15 protein-coding genes, 1 pseudogene and 2 riboswitches are annotated in these 17353 nt (G+C 43.2%); of the genes and pseudogenes, 4 read left to right on the forward strand and 12 right to left on the reverse strand.

Annotation, left to right across the window (positions count from 1 at the left end):
• Nucleotides 1-8 precede the first annotated feature (8 nt).
• From FOF60_RS21965 to FOF60_RS24475, 3 genes and pseudogenes are all read right to left on the reverse strand, one after another.
• Nucleotides 9-821, reverse strand: a complete 813-nt coding sequence (locus tag FOF60_RS21965) for a carbohydrate ABC transporter permease (RefSeq protein ID WP_192473624.1) — start codon at nucleotides 819-821, stop codon at nucleotides 9-11.
• Between the two features lie 2 nt (nucleotides 822-823).
• Complete coding sequence (locus tag FOF60_RS21970) at nucleotides 824-1732, reverse strand: carbohydrate ABC transporter permease (protein WP_192473607.1); 909 nt, start codon at nucleotides 1730-1732, stop codon at nucleotides 824-826.
• Nucleotides 1729-2861, reverse strand: a pseudogene (locus FOF60_RS24475) (ABC transporter ATP-binding protein). The gene FOF60_RS21970 and the pseudogene FOF60_RS24475 overlap by 4 nt, the downstream one beginning before the upstream one ends.
• A 200-nt stretch (nucleotides 2862-3061) precedes the next feature.
• Between FOF60_RS24475 and FOF60_RS21985 the strand changes: the two are divergent.
• A complete protein-coding gene (locus FOF60_RS21985; protein WP_192473608.1) occupies nucleotides 3062-3901 on the forward strand; it encodes a glycerophosphodiester phosphodiesterase in 840 nt (279 codons plus the stop codon).
• Nucleotides 3902-4099: 198 nt separating this feature from the next.
• Here the strand turns inward: FOF60_RS21985 and FOF60_RS21990 are convergent, their stop codons facing one another.
• The 4 genes from FOF60_RS21990 to FOF60_RS22005 all read right to left on the reverse strand — a co-directional run bounded on the left by FOF60_RS21990 (nucleotide 4100) and on the right by FOF60_RS22005 (nucleotide 9230).
• The gene (locus tag FOF60_RS21990; RefSeq protein WP_192473609.1) at nucleotides 4100-5752 is read right to left on the reverse strand and encodes a glycerol-3-phosphate dehydrogenase/oxidase; all 1653 of its coding nucleotides are present in this window, start codon (nucleotides 5750-5752) and stop codon (nucleotides 4100-4102) included.
• Between the two features lie 184 nt (nucleotides 5753-5936).
• Complete coding sequence (gene glpK / locus FOF60_RS21995; protein WP_192473610.1) at nucleotides 5937-7427, reverse strand: glycerol kinase GlpK; 1491 nt, start codon at nucleotides 7425-7427, stop codon at nucleotides 5937-5939.
• A 73-nt stretch (nucleotides 7428-7500) separates the two neighbouring features.
• On the reverse strand, nucleotides 7501-8325 hold the full coding sequence (locus tag FOF60_RS22000; RefSeq protein ID WP_192473611.1) for an MIP/aquaporin family protein: 825 nt from the start codon (nucleotides 8323-8325) through the stop codon (nucleotides 7501-7503).
• Nucleotides 8326-8678: 353 nt separating this feature from the next.
• Nucleotides 8679-9230 (reverse strand): competence protein ComK, encoded by a 552-nt coding sequence (locus FOF60_RS22005; RefSeq protein ID WP_192473612.1) that lies wholly within the window; start codon nucleotides 9228-9230, stop codon nucleotides 8679-8681.
• A gap of 675 nt (nucleotides 9231-9905) precedes the next feature.
• Between FOF60_RS22005 and FOF60_RS22010 the strand changes: the two genes are divergently transcribed.
• Nucleotides 9906-10397, forward strand: a complete 492-nt coding sequence (locus FOF60_RS22010) for a sigma-70 family RNA polymerase sigma factor (protein WP_192473613.1) — start codon at nucleotides 9906-9908, stop codon at nucleotides 10395-10397.
• A 138-nt stretch (nucleotides 10398-10535) separates the two neighbouring features.
• Here the strand turns inward: FOF60_RS22010 and FOF60_RS22015 are convergent, their stop codons facing one another.
• The 4 genes from FOF60_RS22015 to FOF60_RS22030 form a co-directional block, all read right to left on the reverse strand.
• Entirely contained in the window at nucleotides 10536-11711 is a 1176-nt protein-coding gene (locus tag FOF60_RS22015; RefSeq protein WP_192473614.1) for a toxic anion resistance protein, read from the reverse strand.
• Entirely contained in the window at nucleotides 11708-12367 is a 660-nt protein-coding gene (locus FOF60_RS22020; RefSeq protein ID WP_192473615.1) for a 5-bromo-4-chloroindolyl phosphate hydrolysis family protein, read from the reverse strand. Before FOF60_RS22020 ends, FOF60_RS22015 begins: the two co-directional genes overlap by 4 nt.
• Before the next feature lie 170 nt (nucleotides 12368-12537).
• On the reverse strand, nucleotides 12538-13767 hold the full coding sequence (locus tag FOF60_RS22025; protein ID WP_192473616.1) for a BglG family transcription antiterminator: 1230 nt from the start codon (nucleotides 13765-13767) through the stop codon (nucleotides 12538-12540).
• 180 nt (nucleotides 13768-13947) lie between these two features.
• Entirely contained in the window at nucleotides 13948-14514 is a 567-nt protein-coding gene (locus FOF60_RS22030) for a transposase (protein ID WP_192473617.1), read from the reverse strand.
• Nucleotides 14515-14889: 375 nt separating this feature from the next.
• Between FOF60_RS22030 and FOF60_RS22035 the strand changes: the two genes are divergently transcribed.
• Complete coding sequence (locus FOF60_RS22035; protein WP_192473618.1) at nucleotides 14890-15561, forward strand: C40 family peptidase; 672 nt, start codon at nucleotides 14890-14892, stop codon at nucleotides 15559-15561.
• 555 nt (nucleotides 15562-16116) lie between these two features.
• Here the strand turns inward: FOF60_RS22035 and FOF60_RS22040 are convergent.
• Nucleotides 16117-16281: a hypothetical protein gene (locus FOF60_RS22040; protein WP_192473619.1), complete on the reverse strand. Its 165-nt coding sequence runs from the start codon at nucleotides 16279-16281 to the stop codon at nucleotides 16117-16119.
• A 42-nt stretch (nucleotides 16282-16323) separates the two neighbouring features.
• Nucleotides 16324-16414, reverse strand: a riboswitch (cyclic di-GMP riboswitch).
• Between the two features lie 192 nt (nucleotides 16415-16606).
• On the opposite strand from FOF60_RS22040, the gene FOF60_RS22045 reads away from it, so the two are divergent.
• On the forward strand, nucleotides 16607-17077 hold the full coding sequence (locus tag FOF60_RS22045; RefSeq protein ID WP_192473620.1) for a hypothetical protein: 471 nt from the start codon (nucleotides 16607-16609) through the stop codon (nucleotides 17075-17077).
• Nucleotides 17078-17122: 45 nt separating this feature from the next.
• Nucleotides 17123-17206, forward strand: a riboswitch (cyclic di-GMP riboswitch).
• Nucleotides 17207-17353 lie beyond the last annotated feature (147 nt).

A 17353-nucleotide genomic window follows, 5' to 3' on the forward strand; every position in this document is an offset into this window, starting at 1 on the left:
TAAATGAATTACTTGAGCGCTCCCTGGGTCAGGCCTTTTTGGAGCTGCTTCTGACCTGCAAAAAGCAATAGCAGCGTCGGGATGATGACCACGATCACTCCCGCCATGACGACGCCCCATTCAGTGGCAACTTCCTGGGATTGCAGCTGCTTCAAGCCGATCTGCACCGTCCTTACCTGGTCCGTGCTTGTGACGAGCAATGGCCATAAATACATATTCCATGTCGTCAGGAATCCGTAGGCACCCAGCGTGACAAGGCTTGTTTTTGACACAGGCAGTATCACTCTCCAGAAGAAAGCAAACTTTCCAAGCCCGGCAACTTCCGCTGCTTCATGCAGCTCCTTGGGAATCGTCTTGAAGTGCTGCCGCAGCAGGAAGGTCCCGAACGCCAATGCGAAAAATGGCACGGTCAACCCTTGATATGTGTTCATCCAGTCAAGCTTTTGGATGGTAAAAAAGTTAGGAATCATCGTTGCTTCCCAGGGAATCATCATCGTCGAGATAAACACGAAGAAGATGAAGTCCCTTCCCTTAAATGGAATGAAAACAAAGGCATATGCCGCCAGACTGCAGACTACCAGCTGGCCAAGCATGACGCCGAAAGACACGACGAAGCTATTGATAAGGTAATTCATCAGCGGCAGCCGGTCGAACACTTTTACATAGTTATCAAAATGGATCGATTCAGGAAAAAACTTTCCCTGCAGGATTTCCCCGCCAGACATGAAGCTGATCATGAAGGCATACATCACCGGGAAAAAGACAAGGAAGGCAGAAATCGCCAGCAAAATGTAAAACAGGATTTTTTTCGGTGTCGACATCATCATTGATAGTGCACCTTCTTTTCTCCGAGCTTAAATTGCAAAATCGTCACGATTAAAATACAGATGAACAAAAAGACTGCCTGGGCGCTTGCCGTCCCGAACTGATAGTTGACGAATGCTTCCCGGTAGATAGAATAAACGATTAGGTTGGTTGCCTGGGAAGGGCCGCCCTTCGTTAAAATATCGACCTGCCCGAATGTCTGGAATGCATTGATCAAGGAAATCGTGATGATGAAAAACAATGTTGGCGACAGCATCGGAATCGTGATCCTGCGCAGCTGATACCAGTAGCCGGCACCGTCGATCTTCGCGCTTTCATATAAATATTCATCGATGTTTTGCAGTCCGCCGAGCAGGATGAGAAAAGAGAACCCGATATTCATCCAGATTGTTGAGATTGAAATCGATACGAGCGCCCAATCTGGATCAAGCAGCCACTGCACACCTGGCAAATTCATGACATTCAGCAGCCGGTTGAACATCCCGATGCTGGGGTGGAACAGAAACAGCCAGACAACAGAGGAAGCAGCGACCGAAATGCCCATTGTCGAGGAATAGACAGTCCGGAAGAAGCCGATTCCTTTCAGCTTTTCATTAGCGATCAGAGCCAGGAACAGCGCGATGATCACCCCTGTTGGAACGGTATACAGGACAAATAGCACCGTCGCCTTGATACTGTTGCGGAATTCCTTTGACTCGAAAAGATAGGCGTAATTTTCAAAGCCGACAAACAATGCAGCGGCACCCTGCTGGTCGGTCAGGAAAAAGCTCAGGTAAATCGTCCGGAACATCGGGTAAAAAATGAAAACCGCAAACAGGAGGATCGACGGAAACAGATACAAAAGGGCTGTGCGGGCGTTAAGTGATTTCCTCCAAAATCCCAGTTTCCGAGGAGCGTCTGCTTTCATAGGAACACCTCTTTATCAAACACATGGTTCTCGATGTCTGTAGGAATCTTGATGATTTTTTCCGTAGAGCTGTCAAACAGGCAGACCGAATCATAGCTGATGACAATTGGGACCAAATCCCCGACGTCAATCCGCCACTGGCCGGTCCATTTCGCCATCCATTCCCTGCCGCCCATATCGAAGGAGAAAATCGTTTCATTGCCGAGCACCTCGACATTGGTCGTCTTCACATAAATCTTATCCTCCACCTTCGTCTCCTTCGTCGCTGCCTTAAGATGCTCGGGACGGATACCGACAATGATCATGTCTGTTTTTAACAGATGACGATCTTCTACCGGTATGGCTAGTTTTGCTTCCTCACTGAATACAATCTCATCCTTTTCTTGATTGACCTTCCCTTCGCCAATATTCATCGGCGGTGAGCCAATAAATGTCGCGACAAAAGGATTGGCCGGATTATTGTAAATATCGATCGGCTTGCCAATCTGCTGGATTTTCCCGTCATGAAGGATCATGATCCTGTCCCCCATTGTCATCGCCTCGACCTGGTCATGGGTGACATAAATCATCGTGATGCCAAGCCGCCTCTGGATTTGGCGGATTTCCGACCGCATATGCGCGCGCAGCTTGGCGTCCAGATTGGATAATGGCTCATCCATCAGGCAAATCGGGGCCTGGTTGACAATCGCACGCGCTAGCGCGACCCGCTGTCTTTGGCCGCCGGACAGCTCACGGGGCTTCCTTTTCAGGTACGGTGTCAGTCCGAGCATTTCCGCGACATCCTCACAGCGCTTTTTCCGCTCTGTTTTCGGGACTTTTTTTACATGAAGCCCGAAGATGATATTCTCCTCAACCGTTAAATGTGGATATAGAGCATAGTTTTGAAAAACCATTGAGATATCCCTTTTGCTTGGCGGAAGCCAGTTCGCCTCGACATCGCCAATCTTCAGGGTTCCGCCCGTGATTTCCTCCAGGCCGGCGATCATGCGAAGCATCGTACTTTTTCCGCAACCGGACGGACCGACGAGGACGAAGAACTCTCCGGGCTCGATTGTGACTGTAATATCTGAAATGACTTCTGTTTTTTATCATATGATTTCGAAACACCAACCAATTCTACTTTTTTCATGCTCGCCACCCTTTCTCTATAAATCCTTTTCCTGAAAAAAGAGACCACAAATAATGCCTATCCATTCAGGCAGTAGATGTGGTCTCCTGGTCTCCGTCACAAAGTATTAACTTGTAAAGTTTGCAATATATATTGAGAGTATATGTTTTTTAGTTTGCTAGTATGTTAGGAAATTACATTTCACAAAAAGTGAGGGAATCATGAGAACTATATCGCTTTTATTCCTCTGTTTAATTTTGCTGGTAAGTGCCGGTTGTGAGAATCGCAGAGTTGCACCAGCTTTTGTTTTAACGGAAGATTTCATCATCATCGCTCATAGAGGAGCATCGGCCTACGCGCCTGAACATACATTGCCTGCTTATGATCTGGCAGTGCACTCAGGTGCCGATTATATCGAAATAGACCTGCAGATGACAAAAGACGGTGAATTGATCGCCCTGCATGATTCTGAACTGGACCGAACGACGAATGGCTCCGGGCTTGTAAAAACGCAAACTCTGGATAAAATCAAGGCGCTGGAAGCCGGTTCGTGGTTCAATGAGCAGTACCCACAACTCGCAGATTCCGCCTATGAAAAGGCAGAAATCCCCACACTCGAGGAAATTTTTCAGCGTTATGGAAAAAGCGTAAATTACTACATCGAAACCAAATCGCCAGGGATGGAAGTGAAGTTAATCAATCTACTTAGGAAGCATTCGCTGGTTCAGTCTGAATCGAAAGTCATCATTCAATCTTTTCACAGCAAAAGCCTGAGGAAAATCCATAAGCTGGAACCGGGAATTCCGCTGATCCAGCTTTACAGATATTCTGGTAAGGCAAGATTGACAGACCGAGAGCTCCGGTCGCTGAAGAAATATGCGTCCGGAATCGGAGCCAACTTCGGAAAGGTAGATGTAGAATATATTAAAAAAGCCCATCGTCATGGGTTGGCGGTCCACCTTTTTACCGTCAATAGTGACGACGACATTCAGCAGGCTTATGAGATTGGAGCGGATGGAGTGTTTACGGATTATCCTGAAAAAAGGCCAGGGAGTTATTAAAGAAAGGCTGTTTTGGCACTGATTGTTCCTTTTCGTACATGATTAGGTGATCACGCTGAAAAATGTGTCGGTTATTTTTGAGAAGGTTTCTGAATTAAACTGCAAACCGATTTTTACTTCTGGTAACAAAGTTTATTACACGAGCCTAAATAAAAAACCTCCTTATAAAAGGAGGCTTACTGAATATTATATCTGTACTTATTCAACCGGTATGGTCGCCTTATTGATTTCTTGATCAAGTTCTGCTTCGAATCTAGCTTTTTCAGCTTCTGACCAGCTAAAGAGTTCCGCCATATAATTGCTGACACCTTTTCTTGTTTTATATACGGAATCGATATCAAACAGTAAATCTCCCGTTCTTCTGAAGTAGAAATCAACAAGTGTGGCAATAAGCTCATGCTGAATTCCATAAGCCAATTTCGCAAAGGTAATGAGCGGCAGATTGAATTTCTCAGCCTCTTCCTTTCTTTCATTGATCAGGCCAAACACGATCGGAGCGTTGGAACCATAAAATGATGCAATGTGCTTGGCATCCTCTTTAGACAGGCCAGCTTTTACTCCTTGCTGCGCTGCTGCTTCAATAAACTGCTGGAACTTTTCTGAACCTCCAAAGTCTCCTCCAGAAATAGGCAAATGCATCGTTTGGCTAGAATTGAGCTTCCGGCCTTCTGAGGACTCCAATTTCCCGGCCACAAGGTCAACAATTGTTTCCGCCATCTTGCGGTAGCCTGTCAACTTGCCGCCGGCAATCGTAATCAATCCTGACTCTGATTCCCAAATTTCATCTTTACGGGAAATCTCGGACGGTCCTTTTCCTTCTTCGTGGATTAACGGACGGATTCCAGCCCAGCTGGACTCGACATCCTCAGGCTTTGCTTTAACCTCCGGGAACATGTAGTTGATCGCATTGATCAAATAGTTCATATCGGCTTGGGTCATTTTCGGATTTGCTTTATCCTCATCATAAAACGTGTCGGTCGTGCCAACATATGCTTTGCCGTTGCGAGGAATTGCGAACACCATTCTTTTATCCGGCGTATCGAAATAGACTGCCTGCTTGAGCGGGAATCGAGACTGGTCGATAACAATGTGGACACCTTTTGATAAAATTAAGCTCTTGCCTTTCTTGGAGCCGTCTTTTTCACGAATGTTATCCACCCACGGACCAGTAGCGTTGATGATTTTCTTTGCATAGACCTCGTACTTATTCCCTGATAGCTGATCATTGACTATGACGCCAACAATCCTGCCGTTTTCATAAAGAAGGTTCTCTACCTTGGCATAATTTAGTGCTGTTGCGCCTTTTTCAACCGCTGCCTTCATGACCTCAATTGTCAGTCGCGCATCATCCGTGCGGTACTCGACGTAATATCCGCCACCCTTTAAACCTTCCTTTTTAATAAGCGGCTCTCTTCGCAATGTTTCATCCTTGGAAAACATCGTTCTCCTTTCGGCCTTTTTTACACCTGCTAGAAAGTCATAGACTCGCAGGCCAATTGAAGTCGTAAAGCTGCCAAAGGTTCCGCCCTTGTGAAACGGAAGAAGCATCCACTCAGGAGTCGTTACATGCGGCCCATTTTCATAAACGATCGCTCTTTCCTTCCCTACTTCAGCTACTACCTTCACATCCAGTTGCTTCAAATAACGAAGGCCTCCATGAACAAGCTTTGTAGAACGGCTGGACGTACCTGCCGCGAAGTCCTGCATTTCAAGAACAGCGGTACTTAACCCTCTCGTAGTGGCGTCAAGAGCAATTCCCGCACCTGTAATGCCGCCGCCGATGACTAGCAAATCAAATTTATTGTTTTTTAAATTGGAGATAATATCATTGCGTTTTGTATTCGTGAACATGGTGTTTTCCTCCCTTAGAACAGAAAAAGAGACCACGAAAAACATTACCTAATGGACGGTAATGCTTCGCGGTCTCTCCAGATCTCCTGCCGTTTTATTAACTTGTTATCATTGTATCAAATTCCACTGTGAAATGATAATGTCTTATTTTTGAATTTTTCTTTTTAAGCACTCGAAACAGCCTTTATTTAAAAGCCATAGCTGCGTTGACAGCCTTTTTCCAGCCGCTGTAAAGCTGGTCGCGGTCCTCGTCAGACATCTTCGGTTCAAATGAAGAGTCGATCGCCCACTGTGAGGCAATTTCCTCCTGGCTTTCCCAATAGCCCACTGCAAGACCCGCAAGGTAAGCAGCTCCCAACGCTGTCGTTTCGTTGACAACCGGTCTTTCGACTGGGACATTCAGCACATCGCTCTGGAAGTTCATCAAGAAATTGTTCATGACTGCACCGCCGTCAACACGGAGTGTCTTCAGCTCGATTCCTGAATCTGCTTCCATTGCTGATAAAACATCCTTCGTCTGAAAGGCAAGTGACTCAAGAGTCGCACGAACAAAATGCTCTTTGCTTGTCCCGCGAGTAAGCCCGAATACCGCACCTCTTACGTCGCTATCCCAATACGGTGTTCCCAAGCCAACGAATGCCGGGACAACATAGACACCATCTGTGGATTCAACCTTCGTTGCATAATCTTCGCTGTCCTTCGCACTTTTCAACATTCTTAAACCGTCACGCAGCCATTGGATTGCAGATCCGGCAACGAAAATGCTTCCCTCAAGTGCATACTCAACCTTGCCATCCAATCCCCAGGCAAGTGTCGTCAAAAGGCCATGCTCTGATTTTACCGCTTTTTCACCAGTGTTCATGAGCATGAAGCAGCCTGTGCCGTACGTATTCTTCGCCATTCCTTTCTCGAAGCACGCCTGGCCGAACAATGCCGCCTGCTGGTCACCAGCTGCTCCAGCGATTGGAATCTCCTGTCCGAAGAAATGGTGAGTGACAGTGTTCGCATATATATCAGAAGAAGGTCTAACCTCCGGCAGCATTGATGCCGGTACTCCAAGGATGTCAAGGAGCTCCTCATCCCACTTCAAATCGTAAATATTGAACATAAGCGTACGCGAAGCATTGCTATAGTCAGTAACATGGGCGCTTCCGCCAGATAGCTTCCAGATCAGCCACGTATCAATCGTTCCGAATAGCAACCTTCCATCCTCAGCTTTCTGTCTAGCACCCTCTACATTGTCAAGGATCCACTTTACTTTGGTTCCTGAGAAATAAGCATCAATCAGTAATCCTGTTTTATCCCTGAAAAGGTCGTTGTAGCCTTTTTCTTTTAACTCATCACAAATCCCGCTCGTCTGGCGTGATTGCCAAACAATAGCATTGTATACTGGCACCCCTGTTTCCTTATCCCAGACTACTGTTGTTTCGCGCTGGTTAGTAATACCTATTCCCGCTATTTGCTCTGGTTTAACACCTGCCTCAGATAAAACACTTGCAATAACAGCTAGTACAGAACCCCAAATTTCATTCGCATTGTGCTCAACCCAGCCCGGCTTTGGGAAATGCTGCGTGAATTCCTTTTGTGCCACATGCACAATCTCTCCAGCTTTGTTAAAAAGAATAGCCCTTGAACTTGTCGTTCCCTGATCTAAAGATAAAATGTACTTTTCCATGAAAGTTTTCCTCCCCTTATCGACTTAACCGCTTTCAATTTTATCCTTACTACGCCCCAACCTGCATTTATCCTTATGCTCCAATATTAGATGGATTTAATTGTCCAGCTTGTTTTTTTCCTACTGTATAAGCTAATGCTAGAACTACTGCCACTATACCAATTACCAGCCAAAAAGTCCCTGTGATTGCTCCTGTGAAAAGAGCTTTGTATGCGACTGCTCCCAGTGAACCACCTAACAGCGGTCCAACAACCGGAATCCATGAATATCCCCAGTTTGATCCGCCTTTGCCTGGAATCGGCAGCAGGAAGTGGGCGATACGCGGCCCCAGGTCACGCGCAGGGTTAATCGCATATCCTGTTGTACCTCCTAGTGACATACCGATAACTACAATCAACAATCCAACTGCGATAGGGTTTAACCCCTCAGTAAACTGATTTGCTCCGATGAACAATAATCCTAAAACAAGAATAAAAGTGCCGAAAACTTCACTGAATAAGTTTGAAAAAGTGTTTGGAATTGCAGGTCCTGTTGAGAACACGCCCAATTTTGTGCCAGGATCTTCTGTTGCCTTCCAGTGTGGAAGATAATGCAAGAATACTAGAGTTGCTCCAATGAATGCACCAATCATCTGCGCCACCATATAGCCTGGTACATCTGCCCACGGGAATGAGCCATCAATCGCCAGTGCCAATGTAACCGCTGGGTTAAGGTGTGCTCCGCTTATTGAACCTACCGCAAAAACCCCCATTGTAACTGCCAGTCCCCACGCAATTGTAATGACAATCCATCCAGCGTCCTTCGCGTAAGAATTCTTCAACGAAGAGCCAGCGCCAATCCCGGCACCGAAGACAATCAAAATCATTGTGCCAATTAATTCTCCCATAAATGCTGACATAAACAATTCCCCTTTCGTGTATATCAATAAGATGTATATACAGCTAAGAAGATGCAAAAAAAGGGAGATTCACACAGCATACCTAAAAAAGCATAGGTATTTCAGTGTGAATCTCCCAATCTCCGTCACATTCTTAACTTGTAATTGGAGTATACTCAAAGCTGAAAGCGCTGTCAACAGGTTTGTCTCATATTTTTGATTTTAATAGTGTGTATAATCAATCCATCAACCCGATTCAGGTTTCTAATGAGATTTTCCGTCTGCCACACGGCACAGCACGATAAGCCTATTAACCTCTATTTAAAAGCCCCCTGCTATACGGATACTACCGCTCAGAAAGAATGTTAAATCTATTACTTCTTTATCCTATATCTATTGATCCCTTCACCTTCAAAAATGACTAGGCCTTTTTCCAGCTCGACGTAAAGAGTCAGCTTGCCTTGAGAGTTTTTTAACATTTCATCACGCAGGTCCTTCGCTTTTTGTTTTCGGTCATTAAAGGCAGAGTGTTTCATATTGACTATGAAAGTATGATTATGGCTTAAATAGACTTCTGTTTTACGAATTCCCATGGGTTTCGTTTTTTGGACATGCTTAAGGGAAAACCAGATGCAAAAATCATCATTGTAAGACTTGGTCGGAAATAGCCAAATCCCCAGATGACAGTTGATTTTAATCGGGCACATATTGATATCGCCCAGTATTTCCCTCGCACTTTTCCGGCCAGCATGAAAATCAGACCCGAGATCAAGCATCGTCTTGTTAATCACTTCAATCGGCCTTAAATTTACAAGAAAAGTGTTTTCGCCTTCGATCACTCTTGTACACAGTTTTCCGTTTTCGTCATACTCTCCTGTCAGCAACACTGTTTCCTGATTAATTCGATAATCATTTAATAGGCTCACTCATTAGTCCTCCTATGTATTGCAATCTCTGACAAAACAGGTATACTAACAGAGTTGGTATACCAACACGCTGTCCTCAGGATTGTCCGCACGACTTATTCCTGGGGACTTTTTATATTAAATTCACCCCACAACCTCCTGTCCTGTTAACAGGGCATGTGCGTCATTGCTCTCGGTGATGTTAGGATAGCCCTATAGGTATTATTATATTTTTAGTGGCATTTAAATGTAAATCTGTATTTTTAGCTGAATTTCACTCTAGTTCTTATGGAATATTGCTAAAAATTCATTTTATTAGTATAATATAATTTTCTGCGGACCTGCTTTCAGGTCCGTTTTTTGCGTTTACCGGCCTTTGATTGAGAGTATCGGCAGCCTTACTCCTATAACGATATTACTAATATGCCAACATAAGGCTGGAAAAATATTTTTCAGGAGTTGTCTAAAAAATTTCACAATTGCTTTGGAACCGAAAATATTAATAGCACCTAATTGATACATCCTGTGTAAAAAGGCCTTGAAAATTCAATTTTGAGGCCTTTTTTTATATTTTTAAGCTATTTTGCCTTCCAAAATTCAATTTTTGCGATTGGTGTATGATCCATATCCGGGAGTATGGTAAAGCTACCCGGGAATACAATGGAACGCGCGCGATCCCGAAAGGATTGCACCACAATGGAAGGCTTTGACCAACTGGCAAAACAATATGAACCGATGATCCATAAAATTATCTCTTCACTTAATATCTATAAAAATAAGGAAGACTACTATCACATCGGCCTGGTCGGCCTCTGGGAAGCTGCAGAAGCATTTAATCCAGAAAAAGGCGAGTTCACCAATTACGCTTATTCATATGTAAAAGGACAAATCCTCAACGAAATGAACCGAAACAACCGGTTTGCAGAACGGAGCATCCATCAAAAAGAGGAATATTGGGAAACCATCGAGGAGACGAACGCAGACCAACCGCTTGAGCTTGAGTTTCTGCTCAGCTATTGCCAGGGCCTCACGGAAAAAGAAACAAAGTGGGTCGTCTACTCTTGCATTGACTTCCTGACTGTGAGGGAAATTGCTGAAAAGGAGAATGTCTCACTGTCCGCGGTCAAGCAGTGGCGAAATGGGGCTAAAAGGAAGTTAAAAGAACAAATGATGGAGATAGTAGATTAGAATGCTGCACAACAAAATTAGGACCGTCCTCAGCAGCAACGGTCCTAATTTGCCAAATATTATTAAATTCCAGAAGCTTAGCCTTAGTTGATCTCCAGAAACTTTAGTCTTTCAACTCAAGAAGCTTTACCTAATGGATTAGTCTTTTAACTCCAGAAGTTTTACCCTCAGTTCATTTTCCATCGCCGCAAGATCCTGCTCGGCCAGGCGGCGCTTGGTTCGACCTTCCTCCTGGATTCTCAACGTTTCTTCCAGCGTGGAAATCAAGTTTTCCTGTGTCTTTTTCAATGTTTCAATATCGACGAGGCCGCGCTCATTTTCCCTTGCCGTCTCAATCGTATTCGTTTTCAGCATTTCAGCGTTTTTAAGCAGCAGCTCGTTGGTCGTCTTGGAAACCTTCTTTTGTGCTTCCACGGCATGTCGCTGACGGATGAGCGTCAGCGCGATCGCGACCTGGTTTTTCCAGAGTGGAATGGCCGTGACAATGGAAGACTGAATTTTTTCAACCAGTGCCTGGTTTGTATTTTGGATCAGGCGGATTTGCGGCGCACTCTGGATCGTAATTTCCCTGCTTAATTTTAAGTCATGGAGCCTTTTATCGAGACGGTCAGCGAACTGGATCATGTCGTTCACTTCCTGGTACTTCATCTGATCGTTCGTTTCCTTCGCCGCCTTTTTCAATGCTGGAATCGTTTTATCATGAAGCTCCTCCAGCTTAATTTCACCGGCCGCGATATAAATATTTAAGGCATTGAAATATTCCTTGTTTGTTTCATACAATTTTTCCAGCATGCCAATATCGGAAAGCAGCACATTCTTGCTTCGGTCCAATTTCACGCTGATCCGGTCGATCTGGGCACCGGTCTTCTGGTACTTGGAAAGCACTTCCTGAATCGAGCCGGACACCCGACCAAAAACCCTTGATAGAAAGCCCTGCTTCTCTACACTTAATTCATCAGGGCTGACATGATTCAGCTGCTTCATAAGATCACTGATGATGTCCCCTATTTCACCAACGTCCTTTTTTTGAACATGTTCTAGCATGGAATGAGAAAAAGATAACAATTTTCCTTGCGCCTGTGTTCCGTAGGTGATCATCGCCTGATGATTTTTCGGGTCGATTTGCTCTGCCAGCTGGTAGGCCTTGGCCCGGTTTTCCTCTGGAATCACATCAATCAATTTTACCGGCTTGCTCTCCGGCTCCTTCTCCACTGCCTTCAAAACTAATTCTCCTTGCTCGCCAAAAGGGTTGGCCAGCATATCATCCATAAGACTTCCGCTGTTTTTCAAAAGATCTATATCTTTCTCTGTCATTTTTTCGCCCTCCAGTTTCCATCAAGATACTTCGGCTCTTTTACCGAATTAAGCCTGCGCTTAGCTACATCTATCTCAAAATTCAAATGGTCATAGTCATCTGACAGGACTTGATAGAGGTCCTTTTCCACAGCACCTGTCATTTCAATCAATGTCTTTTGCGTATCGTCAAGTGTGTACTGCATCTCACGGTTCGTTTTTGACTGAGAAGATAGAAATGCGTACTTCTCAGTGAGTTCAAGTACAGAATCCAGGTGTGAAAAATAAAACTGCTCGGCCTGATAAAATCGCTTCGGTTCTTTCCGGGTCAGGCTATAAATATTCCGGACCATACGGACAAGCTCCATTCGCTGCTTCAGCGACCTGATGTGGCGGATTGAAAACTGCACCTTTTGCAGGCGGTTGATTTTCTGCTTCGCCTCGTCCAGATTCTTCTTTATATAATGATATTCCTTTCGGGTCAGACCGTGTTTTTTTAAAAATCGGCTCTTCATGATACTGCCAAGTCCGAAATAAACAAGTCCTCCCGCTCCAAGGGCAATGAGCGAAGCCATTCCAAACGTCTGATCAAAACCAGCATAACTTAAAAGCCATATGAATCCTGTCGAAGGGATGGCTATAAGTGTACGGATAATAACTGAAAGAATCGGGTTCATCGAAAATACACTCCTTCATGGAATCCTTCCTATGTATACGAATGACATAGGGTCATTGTTTCACTTTTTCCATACTTTCATATTACCCATAAACTCCCCTGTCATTAACAGTCTAGTAATGTAATGTTGTCTAAGACCTGAGACCGATTTTTTCGTTAAGAAAATACCAGTTAACATTCTTTTTCGATCCAGCCGCCGAAATGCATGGTAATCAAGGCTAATTCATCGTCTGGAATTTCATCTCCAATCACGTCCTCAAGGTGGGAAATGACCTTCTTTGTTTTCTGGAACAAATCGGGATAGTTACATTTAATCATGTCGGTAAGCGGATTATCATACATTTGCCCGTGGACAATGCGATAGTAGGCTGATTTTAAATGGAAGAATAAACTGCGTTCGAGCGCGTCACGAGTTTTAAACATTACACCAGCTTCCACTTGGAACTGATCGACCATTTCGTGGATGACACTCTTGAGGATGTCCATGTCCTCTTCACTGCTGTTGGCGAGCGGGTGCTGATTCTTGGCAGCCATCAGGCAAATGGTGATATAGCATAGCTCATCATCTGGAATTTCGACGCCGAACGTTTCTTTCACCTTTTCACCTATAAAGCTTGATGCCTGAAATTCTGGCGATGGCTTAACCACAACCTTTTCGACCGGGTCGAGGTGGATGACCTTCCCCTGTTTATATCTTGATAGCAAAAGCAATAATTGTATGCTTAATAATTCGATTACATCTTCAGGATAGCTGACATTGAGGTATTTTTGTGAATCTAATATAATTTGGTGGATTTTCAAGGCATGCGGCGGTGCAACCAGGTCATTGCGCCACTCTCGGGTTGAATGCGTATTTTGGATGATCCAGTGTGTTTCTCTGTGAGGGTGTAATTTTGATAAAAAGTGGGTTAGGACCTTGCGTTTGTTTTGTTCATCTCCTGAAATGGAGTAGCCTTTTTGTCTGCTGAAAACCAACTTCAACCTGAAGGGCAAAAGAGTATCTACGAGCAGTTTCAGGTCGCGCTGGATGGTACTTTTGCTCATGGTGAATTTTTCGGTGAGATCATTTGGGAATATGGTTTGCTCCCTGGTCAGGAGAAGAATGCCGACCCAGGCCGCCCTCTCACCACGGGAACTTTTATATTGTCTGTCTAGGTTAAGCTCCCCAAGTCTCTCTTTAATAAGGGCCTTGCCAGCATGCTCAAAGTAAAAGCCGGCGGAAGGATGATATTGGACAACAGCTAGTTGATGGTCTTCCAGCCATAGATTGATATTTTCGACATCAGTGAAGATAGTCCTGCTCGAAACCCCCATCCTCTGCGCCAGCTCGTTCGCAGAAACATACGAATGGGAATCAACAAGCCTTATCAAGATCCCAACACTCCTCGCATTCAGAACCATCCTAAGAGCCTCCCATCCTCTTAAACTGCGAAAACAGCCAAGCGTAAATTCCATCTACCTTCTATTATACTGCCAGCAAAAAGGAAAATCATTAAGAATAGAAAGTAGAAGGTCCTTTACCACACCACCGCGCGGGGGTCAGACCCCCGGCGCGGTGGTGCGATGAAGCGAGTGGAGTTCTTACCTAATGGCTTCAGGTTTTTGTTTTAAAGCTACTTCATGTTCTATTACCTTTTTATAGTGTTGTTTTGGCGGATCCGGGAAGTAGGATAGGATTCGATCAGTGGTGATATGCGGATTTACTCTGCTTGAAATGTAAGCTTGGTAACTGCTCCATTTATACTCTGCAGGATTCTGGACCATATTCCCTTCCAATGGGTTGAGGTGAATGTAGCGGCTGGCGTTCAGAAAATATTCATCAGAGTCAATTAACTCAGATTTGTATCGGCCTTGAAAGACATGTCCGACCAAATCATGACGTTTATTAAAGTAGATTCCATATCGGGAGTTAAGCATTTTCATAATCTCTTGTGGATGATGGTTGATGGTTTCCAACAGAAGATGATAGTGGTTGGTCATGAGGCAATAAGCGTGAAGGGTGAATGGGCGATGTACGCGGGTTTCCTCTAATAGATGCATAAATTTGAAGCGATCCTTATCATCACTGAAGATAGGCATTTTCCTATTCCCCCGGTTTGTGATGTGGTAGACGGCTCCAGGATACCATATGCGTGGTTTACGGGACATGTTATAGCTCCTTTATAATATTTTGACTTTTAATAGATGTTTAATTTGATTGAATGAGCACCTCCCCTTTGTTTTTTTATTATATCATCATCCTGAATTGCAAGAATAGTTATTGCTCTTCTTTTCAAATGGAAAGGAATTGTCTCATCAACCCAAATTTTGTTGTTTTTTTTTTAAGTTTAAGTTAATTACGTGTAACATATTTTCAGAAAATTTTACCATAGCAAGAGAATTATTGAAAAAACATGGGCAATATATCATCTTTTAACGTAAAATGTCGCTTTTTGTAATATAAACGTAATTTTCCTGTTATTGGTCTGTAACCCCTTTCGATATATACTATGTTTAACATCTAGCAAACGGGGGTAAACAACTTTGTTTAAGAGAATTATAGCTTCTACGATGCTCATCTCACTACTTGCCACTGCCACTCCGTCCATGGATCAAGCTTCAGCTGCTGGAACAGCTTATCATATTAATGTAAGTTCCGGCTATTTAAATGTTAGAAATCAACCATCACTATCTGGTAAGATTTATACTAAACTGCCAAAAGGCTACAATGTAACGGTAACGAGCCAAGGTAATGGATGGGCTAGAATTTCTTACAGTGGAAAAGTCGGTTATGTAAGTTCAAAATATATTGCTCCTGGAAGCACTGTAACAAAAGCTTCTACAGTCAGCACTGATTATAAATCAAAAGCAATTTCAATTGCGAAAAGCCAAATGGGCGTCAAATATGTTTGGGGAGGAACAACTCCTAGCGGTTTTGACTGTTCTGGCCTGGTAACATACGCATTCAAAAATGCTGGATACAACAAACTGCCACGTACAGCAGGAGAAATGTACAATGTAGGTACAAAAGTGACCTCGTACAAGCCTGGCGATCTATTATTCTACGCAACTAGCGGCGGAAAGAAAGTCACACACGTTGCGATTTACATCGGCAATGGCCAGATGATCCATGCTGCAACTTCTAAAGGTGTATCAATCGCCAGCATCAATAACTCATACTGGAAGCCAAGATTCATTGGCGCTAAAAGACTATAATTAATGAAAGGTGGCTGATTAGCCACCTTTTTTTGATTTACATACCTTTAACACTTTACCGCACTGGGGGTCTGACCCCCAGTGGGTTAATGCTTTACAACGTTAGTGTTCATGTTATTACCTCTTGTCTTATGACTTCTCTAATTGTTCTTTATCCCGAATATCACCGTAAAATTCATCAGGAGAATCTTAATGGTTCGAAGTGCCAACAGTGTGCTTATGAATAAATTAATCCGTTCTTTTACCTATCAATATCAAGTAAAAAGCAGAAGTTCACATGACCATTTTCCCGAATGCCGTCGTTTCTTATCGAGAACATTTTGTACAAACTCTTTAACTTTTCGTATAGAATTAAATTAACACTATTTGGGAGGAGTTAATTAATATGCCTTTACTTCAGATGAAGGAAGTCTATACGCCACTCAAACTGATCGGGATAAAAGTTTTTAAGTGCAAGGAAGGCCATACATATATTAAATTTTGGGACAAACCACGAAAAAGAATGAGCAATTAACTTGCATTAACAACAAAAGAGCAGACAATAATGTCTGCTCTTCACATTTTAAACTCTATAAAAATTGCCCGCTGTTTATGATAGACTGCCTTTTGCTGTAACCTGGACTTAAGCTTTTGGCAGACGGCATCTTCCATTAACACTTCGTTATACTTTTGCAATAATAAATGAAAACGGTATTTTAACTTAATTACAGATTTTAACACATTCTTTCCTCCTTTTTATCACATAAATCGCAGGAGTTCGTGTTCGGAAACTGGCTGACATAGTCATAGAGTCACGACTTTAGTCCCTATAGTTTTGCGTCGCCATTTTTCAATGACTTTGCCCTTATCGTACGTTTTATGTGCTTTCTATTCTGAAATTACCAAAATTAAACACATTTAGTAAGGGTCTAAAGTCCTATTTGAATGGTTATCACTAATAATCTATATTCCTCCTTTCCACCCTCTAAAAACTCTTTGGACAGAATAAAACCCCAAAATTGAACATAATTATCCTTATGAACTTCCTTTTTAAGGGGTGGTGAAAATGAGGAAGAGGCGAAACCAACTGCCCATACTTCCCATACTAATTGGTATTCTCCTAGTATCATTTTTATTAATTGGCTGGAGATTTTTTTTATTTAGTTCCTCAACTCAAGCTGAAGATACTGTTGAAAGATTTTATCAATATGAACAAGAAGGTAATTTCTCAGATTCATGGGAACTTTTCCATCCTTATATGAAGGAAAGGTTTACTAAGTCATCATTCATACAGGATCGAGCTCACGTTTTCATTGGCCATTTTGGGGCGGATACTTTTTCATATGAGATCAGTAAGCCTCTTGAATTTGATAAATGGAAACCCGAAGATGGCCAGGATAACTTTAGGGATGGTTACAAAGTGGTTGTTACTCAGACATATTCAGGTAAGTATGGTAAGTTCAACTTCCAGCAGGAAGTTTATGTTGTAAAGTACAAAGGTAAGTGGGCTATATTGTGGGACTATAATTCTAAATAGATATTGATCATAAATTACTATTAACAATTCTTATACCATATCCGATATAAATATAGGCAAAATCATTGAAAGGTGATGACGCAAAGCTATAGGGGCCTCTGTCTAAGGCAAGGCCAGCCAGCTGCCATCAAAGAGTAAAGGAGTATTTTGATGTCTACTTACTATTGGCTTACACCAGAGGAGAAGCAAAGAAAGAAGAGGAGAAACAAAGTTTTAATGTATACTTCCCTCCTTTTCTTATCAGTAGTATTAAGCGCACTCATAACCATTCTGGCA

Source organism: Mesobacillus jeotgali (assembly GCF_014856545.2).
In the GTDB taxonomy this organism is placed as follows: domain Bacteria; phylum Bacillota; class Bacilli; order Bacillales; family Cytobacillaceae; genus Mesobacillus.